Here is an 8,804-nt window from a genome sequence, read left to right on the forward strand (position 1 = left end):
GGCGTGCACATCTCGAACACGGGCCGGTGGAGCCTGGCTGCCCTTGTCGTGGTCGCCGCGCTGGCGGTCGCGATCTGGCCACGCGGAGGCGACGAGCCCACGACCCGCAGTTACGCCGACTACCGGAGCGGCGGTGCCACGCCGTCCGCGGTCGAACGGGTCGCCGGTGACACCGACGAGGCGCTGGCCGGTCCGCGGGCCGCGGCGGCGCTGGCTCCCTGCCCGACGCCCGTCCCCGGTACCACCGCGTCCGGGCCGCTTGCCGGCATCGAGCTCGGTTGCATCGGCGACGGCGGCCGGATCGACGTCGGCGCCGCCCTGGCCGGCAAGCCCGCACTGGTGAACCTGTGGGCCTACTGGTGCGGTCCGTGTGCGAAGGAACTGCCCGCGCTCGACGAGTACGCGCGCCGGGCCGGCGACGCGGTGACGGTGTTGACGGTCCATCAGGACCCCAAGGAGGGAAATGCGTTGTCCGCGCTGACCGAGTACGGCGTCCACCTGCCCGGCGTCCAGGACGGGGCGGGGCGGATCGCGGCCGCGGTCGGGGCACCGAAGGTGCTGCCCGTCACCGCGCTCGTCCGCGCCGACGGCACGGTCGCGGCCGTGCTGCCGCAACCGTTCGACGACGCCGACCAGATCGCCGCCGCGGTCCGCGAGCACCTGGGTGTCGTGTCGTGACCCGAACCGAGCATCCCGCCCCGGAATGGCTGCAGCGTGTCGTCACGTTGCCGCCCGGCGACGACCACGCGATCAACCCCGTCCTGCGCCGGCGCGCCCCCAGCGGGGCGAAGGTACGGGACGCGTCCGTCCTGGTTCTGTTCGGCGGTTCGGAGGAGGCCGATCCGGTCAGCCTCGGCGGGCTGCCGGAGAACGCGGACGTGCTCCTGACCCAGCGCGCGGCGACGCTGCGCCAGCACAGCGGCCAGGTCGCCTTCCCCGGTGGTGCCGCCGACCCCGAGGACGACGGGCCCATCGCGACGGCCTTGCGTGAGGCGGAGGAGGAGACGGGTCTCGACCCGTCCGGTGTCCGATCGCTGGCGGTTCTGCCCGGGATCTTCGTGCCGCCGTCCGGTTTCGACGTCACGCCCGTGGTGGCCTACTGGGACCGGCCCACTCCGGTGCGTCCGGTCGACCATGCCGAAACCGCCCGGGTCGCGCGAGTGCCGGTCCGGTCCCTGCTGGACCCCGAGAACCGGTTCATCGTCGAGCACCGGCTCGGCTACCGGGGGCCGGCGTTCCAGATCGACGGTTTCCTCATCTGGGGTTTCACCGCAGGCGTCCTCGCGGGGCTGATCGCGGTCTCAGGGTGGGAGATCGAGTGGGACCGCCGTGACGTGCGGGATCTCGACGTGACGCTCGCCGAGCTCGATGCCGGTGTGGTGGAGGTGCACGAGCGGTGACGGGGTCGACCTGGATCGATATCGCCGTCCTGGCCATCGCGGTGCTCGCCGCGACGTCGGGGTGGCGGCACGGCGCGGTGGCGTCCGCCCTGGCCTTCCTCGGTGTGGTCCTCGGTGCGGTCGCCGGCATCCTCATCGCCCCACACGTGCTCGTGCACGTCGACGGGGGACGGGCCCGCGTGCTGGTCGGGATCCTGCTGATCATCGGGTTGGTGATCGTCGGTGAGGTGGCGGGCATGGTGCTCGGCCGCGCCGCCCGCGGAAGTATGCACAGCCCGGTCGCCCGGTCCGTCGACAGTGTTGTCGGGGCGGGTCTGCAGGGCGCCGCGGTGCTCGTCGCGGCGTGGCTGCTGGCGATCCCGCTGACGGCGTCGTCGCAGCCCGAGGTCGCCGCTGCGGTTCGTGGGTCGAGGGTGCTCACCCAGGTCGACGACGTGGCGCCGGACTGGATGCGCCGGCTGCCGAGCGATTTCTCGGCGCTGCTAGACACGTCCGGGTTGCCGGACGTGATCGGCCCGTTCGGCCGCACCCCGATCGCGGTCGTGGATCCCCCGAACGCGGCGATCGCGCAGGGCCCGCTCGCGGCCCGGCTGCAGCCGAGCGTGCTGCGGGTGCGAGGGGTGGCACCGAGCTGCCAGCGTGCGCTGGAGGGGTCCGGGTTCGTCGTTGCGCCCGAGCGAGTGATGACGAACGCCCACGTCGTGGCGGGTACGAGCCAGGTGGTCGTCGACGGCGCGGACGGCCCGCTCGACGCGACCGTCGTCCTGTTCGACCCCAAGGTGGATGTCGCGGTGCTCGACGTGCCGGGTCTCGACGCCGAGGCGCTGCAGTTCGCGCCCGAGCCCGCCGAGTCCGGCTCCGACGCCCTGGTGCTCGGGTATCCGGGCGGCGGCCCGTTCACGGCCAGCGCCGCGCGGATCCGCGAGACGCTGGACCTGAGCGGACCCGACATCTACCGGGCCGCCGACGTCACCCGCGAGGTCTACACGGTGCGTGGGTCGATCAGGCAGGGCAACTCGGGCGGGCCGCTGGTCGACGACCAGGGCCGCGTCCTCGGCCTGGTGTTCGGCGCGGCCGTCGACAACAGCGACACCGGGTTCGCGCTGACCGCAGCCGAGGTGTCCCGCCAGCTCGAGCAGTCCGGTTACGCCGCCGATTCCGTCGACACCGGCGCCTGCATCCTCTAGCGCGGCCGCGCTGCCCCGGAGTGATCCTCACCCTTCGCGGAGTGAGGATCACTCACGGGCGGGGAGCGCCTCGATCAGTGCGGCGGTCACGTCGTCGGGTCGTTCCCAGTGCGGGTAGTGACCCGCACCGGGAACGGTGTGCAGGTGTCGGTGCGGTGCCCAACGGGTGTCCGAGCGCAACGTCGACCGCAGCACGTAGGGGTCGGCATCGCCGTGAATCTGCAGTACCGGGACGCGGAGCGGCTGGTCCATCGCGGTCATGAACCGTCGGCCGTCGGGTCGCCACTGGCTGCGGAACGCCCAGCGCTGATACTCGAGTCCGCAGTGCGCGGCGCCGGGGATCTGGATGGCCGAGCGGGATCGCGCCAGGATCTCGTCGAACTCACCGCCGGTCGTCCGACCTGCCGGTCCGCTGCGACGGCGGAGCAGGCGCTCGACCTCCGCGCCGTCGTCGCGGGTCAGGCGCCGCTCGGGTCGCCACGGCAGCTGACAGGCGAGGAACGACGGCAGAAACGCGGATCGTTGCGCCCGCTTCCGAATGACCGCCCGCTTGAGAGCGATCGGATGCGGGGAGGCGATCAGCGCGATGGACCGCACCACCCGCGGATGCAGGACGGCGGTCGCCCAGCAGACGAGCCCGCCGTCCGCGTGGCCGACCAGCGTCGCCTCGGTGTGCCCGAGGGCCCGGATCAGCCCGGCCACGTCTCCGGCGAGGGTCCAGCCGTCGTAGCCGCGGGGCGGCTTGTCGGTGTCCCCGTAGCCGCGCAGGTCCAGTGCCACGGTGTGGTATCCGGCGTCGGCGAGCGCGGTCAGCTGGTGGCGCCAGGTCCACCAGAAGTCCGCGAACCCGTGCAGCAGCACCACCAGCGGCGCGTCGAGTTCGGTCGGTCCGGCCTCGACGGCGTGGAAGCGGATGCCGTTGGCGCGCACGTCACGGTGCCGCCATGGTCCGTCGAGGCGGACGGTCGACGGGTCGGGAGCATTCACGACGACGTCGCGTCAGGGTGTGGTGCGGCGGGCGTACTCGCCGGGGGTGTAGCCGCCGGAGCCGGTCGTGGACTCGGACGTGGTCGGCAGCACGGACGCGGCCTGACGCAGCGAGTCGATGGTCTTCTCCGGCGCCCGGAGTTTGCGGACCCGGAGGTACCCGAACAGTGCCAGCACCCCGGTGACCACCAGCATCAGGAGGAACACGATCAGGAATGCCAGCCAGCGGGCGACCCAGAGGTCGAGCAGTTCGGCGAGGAAGAAGAAAAAGAAGAACGCGCTGAACACCAGCACGGCGAGCGCCAGGATGAAGAACAGCGACCCCTGCAGGCCCTTCTTCACCTCACCGGTCACCTCGGCCTTGGCCAGCTCGACCTCGGCCCGGACCAGGGTGGAGACCTGCGCGGTCGCGTCTTTGACCAGGTTGCCGATGCTGGCGGTGCCGGGGGCGTGTGCGTCGACGTCGGTCAGCGGGATCGACGAGATGGTGTTCGGCACCCCGTTTCCGGTCCTGCCGGTGCGGTCGCTGATGCTCACGTCGTAGCCCCTCCGTTGTCGTCGCCTCGTGGCCGGTGATCGATGGCGGCACGCGCCTGGTGGACGCGTCCCCGGCGCAACAGTAGCGCCGACCCGATCAGTGACGCAGCCAAGGAGGTGAGCAGGACCGCGACCTTGGCCTTGTCCTGTTCCGCGCCCTCGAGTGCGAGTTCGGTCACCAGAAGGCTAACGGTGAATCCGATCGCGCCGAGCACCGACAGCGCGAACATGTCTCGAAATCCGAGTCCGGTCGGTTTGACGGCGATGCCGAAACGCACCGCCACCCAGGACACCCCGAAGATTCCGATGATCTTCCCGAGGAACATTCCGAGGATGATCGCGAGCGTCAGCCGGTCGGTCAACAGCGTCCCGAGGACGTCGCTGTTGATCGGCACGCCCGCGGCGAACAGCGCGAACAGTGGCACGCACAGTCCGGCGGACCAGGGCTGGAGGCGGTGCTCGAGGCGCACCGCCGGGGCGTCGGCTTCACCGGGGTCGGGTCGCACCCGGGTCAGGACGCCGAGCAGGACGCCGGCGATCGTGGCGTGGATCCCCGCCTGGTGCACGCAGTACCAGGTCAGCAGCGCGAGTGGGACGTACAGCCACGGGCTGGTCAGCCTGCGGTGCTGGGCGAACCAGTAGCCGGCGGCGCATGCCAGGGCGCCGAGCAGCCAGGCGAAGGCGATCGTCGTGGTGAACACGGTGGCGATGATGGCGATGGCGAGCAGGTCGTCGACGACTGCGAGGCTGAGCAGGAACACTCGTGCACCCGCCGGGATTCGTGACCCGGTCAGGGCGAGGACGCCGAGGGCGAATGCGATGTCGGTCGCGACGGGAATCGCCCAGGCCTGCTCGATCCCGGGCGTGCCCCACCCGACGGCGAGGGTTATCAGTGCCGGGGTGATGACACCGCCGACCGCGGCGACGATCGGTAACAGGGCCTTCTTGCGATCGGAGAGTTCGCCCACGACCAGTTCGCGTTTGAGCTCGAGGCCGGCGACGAAGAAGAAGATCGCGAGCAGACCGTCCTGAACCCAGGCGCCGACCGTCAGGTGCAGGTGCAGGTGGAGTGCCTCGGGGCCGATCTGGAAGTCGCGCAGGCCCGTGTATGCGTCCGCCCACGGGGAGTTCGCCCAGATCAGCGCGATCGCGGCGGCCGCAAGCAGGATCGAACCGCCGATGGTTTCGGTCCGCAGGTAGCGGGACAGTTCGGAGCGCAGTGTCTGGATCAAGGTCTCTCCTGGTACGGGCATGCAGGGGCACGTGCCGACCAGACTTCCCGGCGCTCCGAGTGGATTTTATCGCGACCTTGACGGTGCTCGGTGCAACGACCCCACCAAGATCATTTTGCTTTGCTAACTACTTCGGTGGTGAAATTCCTAGGAGATGGACGCGAAGTGTCCACATATTGGAATCGATAGTGAGTTCGTGCAGGAGCCGGCCCGATGACCCAGACCCGAGACGATGCGATCCCGACCACCGAGGAAAAGGTGGAGGCCATTCCACGCAGCCGCATCGTGGTGGCCAGCATGGTCGGCACGTCGATCGAGTTCTACGACTTCTACGCGTACGCGACCGCCGCCGTCTCGGTGTTCCCGCACCTGTTCTTCCCGAAGGGCAACGACACCACCGCGTTGCTCGCATCGCTCGCGACGTTCGGTCTGGCCTTCGTGGCGCGGCCGCTGGGTTCGGTCCTCTTCGGGCACTACGGCGACCGGATCGGTCGCAAGGCCACGCTCGTCGGTTCGCTGCTGACGATGGGCATTGCCACGTTCGTCATCGGCTTGCTGCCGACCTACCACGCCGCAGGCATCCTGGCCCCCGCACTGCTCGCGTTGATGAGGTTCTGCCAGGGCCTCGGCCTCGGTGGCGAATGGTCGGGTGCCGCACTGCTCGCGACCGAGACCGCGAAGCCCGGCAAACGGGCGTGGGCGGCGATGTGGCCGCAGCTCGGTGCGCCGATCGGCTTCTTCCTCGCCAACGGGCTGTTCCTGATCATCACGCTGTTCATGAACCACGACAATGGCGACCCCGATCTGGCCGGCGCGTTCCTGTCCTGGGGCTGGCGGATCCCGTTCCTGCTCAGCGCGGTCATGGTGATCCTGGGCCTCTACGTCCGGCTGCGGCTCGAGGAGACGCCGGTCTTCGCTCGGGCCGTGGAACGGGGGGAGAAGGTCAAGACCCCGCTCGCGACCGTGTTCAAGACCAGCTGGCGTCAGCTGATCATCGGCACCTTCGTCATGCTCGCGACGTACACGCTCTTCTACATCATGACCACCTGGGTGCTCAGCTTCGGGACCGGGAAGACCGCCGCGGAGGGCGGTACCGGCCTCGGCTTCAAGTATTCGGATTTCCTTGTCCTGCAACTGGTCGCGGTGTTCTTCTTCGCCGCCGGCGTGCCGATCACCGGCTGGCTGTCGGATCGCTTCGGCCGTCGGGTGGTGCTGCTCGTGGTCACCGCCGTGATCATGGTCTTCGGCCTGTCGTTCTCCGTGCTGCTCGGCGCGGACGGCATGGGTGAAGGCCGGATGCTGCTGTTCCTGATCATCGGAATGTTGTTGATGGGCTTCACCTTCGGGCCGATGAGCGCGGTGCTCCCGGAACTGTTCCCGACCAACGTCCGGTACACCGGCTCCGGCATCGCCTACAACACCTCCAGCATCCTCGGTGCGGCGGTCGCGCCGTTCATCGCCACGTGGCTGGCCACCACCTACGGCGTCGGCTGGGTCGGCATCTACCTGCTCGTCGTTGCCGCACTGACCTTCGTGGCGCTGCTGGTGATGCGCGAGACCAAGGACGAGTCCCTCGACGACGTGAAGTAGTCCCGCTTCGTCAACGGCCGTGGTCAGGCGCCCTCGGGGAACTGCTGGACACAGCTGGTCCGCGGAGCCTGGTACGGGTTGGGCTCCGTGCGCCCGCCGCAGGACCGGCCGTACCGGTTGTAGGTCTGCCACATTGTCTCGGACGCCTTGAGCGTGGTCTGGGTCGTGAGGCTGTCACACGCCTGCATCGACCCGGCCTCGCAGCGTTCGGCGAGGTAGTGGAAGTACCAGTAGCCCCCGCTCGGAGCCGCCGTCGGGGCGGGGAGGCCGGCCGCCGCGGCGCTGGAGTAGGGCGCACCGAGCCCGAGGAGGATCGCGGCCGCGACCGCACAAAGGCGGCCGGCGGAACGGGTGAGTGCGGACATGGCTGACGCTCCCTTCGGTGAAGGGCCTGCCGAAGCGGGTCCGGTTCGTCAACCGAGCGAGCGGTCCACCGTGGTTCCTCGTGCCTGTGGCTTCACGTGCCGGTTCGCGTGTCGTGATGCGGTCGGCGTGCACGGTTGTCGCAGCTCTCGAAGCCTATTACCCGGTCGCGAGGCCCGACAAGGTTTCCCTGGTCAGAGTCCGGGAGCGGCAGGGGGCAACAGGATCGAGAAGTGGTCGTGGACCATTTCGTCCACGGGGTTGTCCTGCACGTCCCGGGTCTGTCGCGCCCCGGCGCGGTCATGCGCGAGTCGAGCGAACGCGTCGGCCACGGATTGCAGGACATAGGGCGGCGCGATCACCCGCCCGAAGTGATTCATCGCGACCAGTGAGACCTCGTCCTTCATCGCAGCGAGGCGTGCGGTGCTCGCGGCGAAGTCGGCCAGGTCCGAATCCGGCTCGTGCGCGTAGATCGGTCCCGAGTTGACCGTGTCCCCTCCGAACAGCACTCCGGTGCGGTCGTCGTGCAGGCAGATGCTGTCCGGTGTGTGGCCGGGGGTGTGCAGGATCCGAACCGTGCGATCACCCAGGTCGATGGTCTCGTCGTCGGTGACGGTGCCCGACGGTCGGGGCGGCCGGACCGTCCACGCCGACCGGTCCAATCCGCGGGGGAGTGCGGCCGGCTCACTGTCCACGTCGAACAGGTGCAGGTAGTAGTGGTCGACATCGCGCACCGATGCGGCGGCACGAACGACGCGGTCGTTGTGGTCCAGATAGGCATCGAGGTCGGCTCGATCGGGAGGCGTCGCCAGCGCGGGGAGGCCGGAGGAATGGATGCGGACGTCGTCGAACTCGTGATTGCCGCCGACATGGTCGAAGTGATGGTGCGAGTTGACGACGACGACCGGAGCCGGCGTGAGTTGTTCGATCACCGGTCGGAGGGGGACGAAGCCCATTCCGGTGTCGAGCAGTAGGGCCCGCTCCGAACCGGCGATCAGCCACATCGTGACGTGGCCGGGCTCGGTGATGCTCCAGATGCCGTGCGCAACGGGGCTGACGCGATGCCAGTCGGTCATGGTTCTCCTGTCCGCGGGGCGTGCCGGGCCGGCTCCGCGACACGCGTTCATGGTGACGCGCACCACCATTCCCGTCCAGGGTGCCCCTCTCGTCGCCGCCGACCACGCACTTTCCGCGCCGTCATCGCTGTGACCAGGCGATTTGCGGGAGCGCGGTCGATCACGTAACTTTTGTCGAGTCAGAGCGACACGGACACCGACTCCGCCCCCCGGGTGAGAGCAAACGAGGTTGGACGAAGGCGCCTGGCGAATCCAGAAGTTTTAGACAGTGATACTGTCTTGGCTTCGACCGCCTTCCGGTTGTGAGTTTCCCGGTTTTGACCGGGTCACTGCGATGGGTTAGGCTGGAACAGTTGCCCCGGAGCGGCCGAGAGATAATCTCGGGAGTGATGGTGTGTGCGTGTTCTTTGAGAACTCAACAGTGTGCCGATG

General features: G+C 69.2%; 9 protein-coding genes. 4 read left to right on the top strand and 5 right to left on the bottom strand.

Translation table 11 applies throughout. The features are described 5' to 3' along the window. The first annotated feature begins 3 nt into the window (after nucleotides 1-3). From ACWDUM_RS12215 to marP, 3 genes are read left to right on the top strand one after another with little or no spacing between them, the layout of a single operon-like run. Entirely contained in the window at nucleotides 4-678 is a 675-nt protein-coding gene (locus tag ACWDUM_RS12215; RefSeq protein ID WP_450134157.1) for a TlpA family protein disulfide reductase, read from the top strand. Beyond that, on the top strand, nucleotides 675-1,400 hold the full coding sequence (locus ACWDUM_RS12220) for an NUDIX hydrolase (RefSeq protein ID WP_450134158.1): 726 nt from the start codon (nucleotides 675-677) through the stop codon (nucleotides 1,398-1,400). Before ACWDUM_RS12215 ends, ACWDUM_RS12220 begins: the two co-directional genes overlap by 4 nt. Continuing rightward, a complete protein-coding gene (marP, locus tag ACWDUM_RS12225) occupies nucleotides 1,397-2,587 on the top strand; it encodes an acid resistance serine protease MarP (RefSeq protein WP_450134159.1) in 1,191 nt (396 codons plus the stop codon). The genes ACWDUM_RS12220 and marP overlap by 4 nt, the downstream gene beginning before the upstream one ends. Before the next feature lie 48 nt (nucleotides 2,588-2,635). Here marP and ACWDUM_RS12230 read toward each other — a convergent pair whose 3' ends face one another. From ACWDUM_RS12230 to nhaA, 3 genes are read right to left on the bottom strand one after another with little or no spacing between them, the layout of a single operon-like run. Then, nucleotides 2,636-3,574 carry an alpha/beta fold hydrolase gene (locus ACWDUM_RS12230; RefSeq protein ID WP_450134160.1) on the bottom strand — a complete coding sequence of 313 codons (939 nt, stop codon included), beginning with the start codon at nucleotides 3,572-3,574 and terminating at the stop codon, nucleotides 2,636-2,638. A gap of 12 nt (nucleotides 3,575-3,586) precedes the next feature. Then, complete coding sequence (locus ACWDUM_RS12235) at nucleotides 3,587-4,111, bottom strand: phage holin family protein (protein WP_450134161.1); 525 nt, start codon at nucleotides 4,109-4,111, stop codon at nucleotides 3,587-3,589. Beyond that, a complete protein-coding gene (gene nhaA / locus ACWDUM_RS12240) occupies nucleotides 4,108-5,343 on the bottom strand; it encodes a Na+/H+ antiporter NhaA (protein ID WP_450134162.1) in 1,236 nt (411 codons plus the stop codon). Before nhaA ends, ACWDUM_RS12235 begins: the two co-directional genes overlap by 4 nt. A 213-nt stretch (nucleotides 5,344-5,556) precedes the next feature. Between nhaA and ACWDUM_RS12245 the strand changes: the two genes are divergently transcribed. Then, nucleotides 5,557-6,933, top strand: a complete 1,377-nt coding sequence (locus tag ACWDUM_RS12245; RefSeq protein ID WP_450134163.1) for an MFS transporter — start codon at nucleotides 5,557-5,559, stop codon at nucleotides 6,931-6,933. A gap of 23 nt (nucleotides 6,934-6,956) precedes the next feature. Here the strand turns inward: ACWDUM_RS12245 and ACWDUM_RS12250 are convergent, their stop codons facing one another. Both ACWDUM_RS12250 and ACWDUM_RS12255 read right to left on the bottom strand, forming a co-directional pair. Next, nucleotides 6,957-7,298, bottom strand: coding sequence for a hypothetical protein (locus tag ACWDUM_RS12250; protein ID WP_450134164.1), 342 nt, complete (start codon nucleotides 7,296-7,298; stop codon nucleotides 6,957-6,959). Between the two features lie 192 nt (nucleotides 7,299-7,490). Beyond that, nucleotides 7,491-8,372: an MBL fold metallo-hydrolase gene (locus ACWDUM_RS12255; protein WP_450134165.1), complete on the bottom strand. Its 882-nt coding sequence runs from the start codon at nucleotides 8,370-8,372 to the stop codon at nucleotides 7,491-7,493. Nucleotides 8,373-8,804 lie beyond the last annotated feature (432 nt).

The sequence above is a fragment of the Rhodococcus sp. NPDC003322 genome (assembly GCF_053589555.1).

Bases quoted from the DNA above. Each gene is read 5' to 3' on its own strand.
- ACWDUM_RS12245 (WP_450134163.1), top strand. From the start codon at position 5,557: ATGACCCAGACCCGAGACGATGCGATCCCGACCACCGAGGAAAAGGTG.
- ACWDUM_RS12250 (WP_450134164.1), bottom strand. From the start codon at position 7,298: ATGTCCGCACTCACCCGTTCCGCCGGCCGCCTTTGTGCGGTCGCGGCC.
- ACWDUM_RS12255 (WP_450134165.1), bottom strand. From the start codon at position 8,372: ATGACCGACTGGCATCGCGTCAGCCCCGTTGCGCACGGCATCTGGAGC.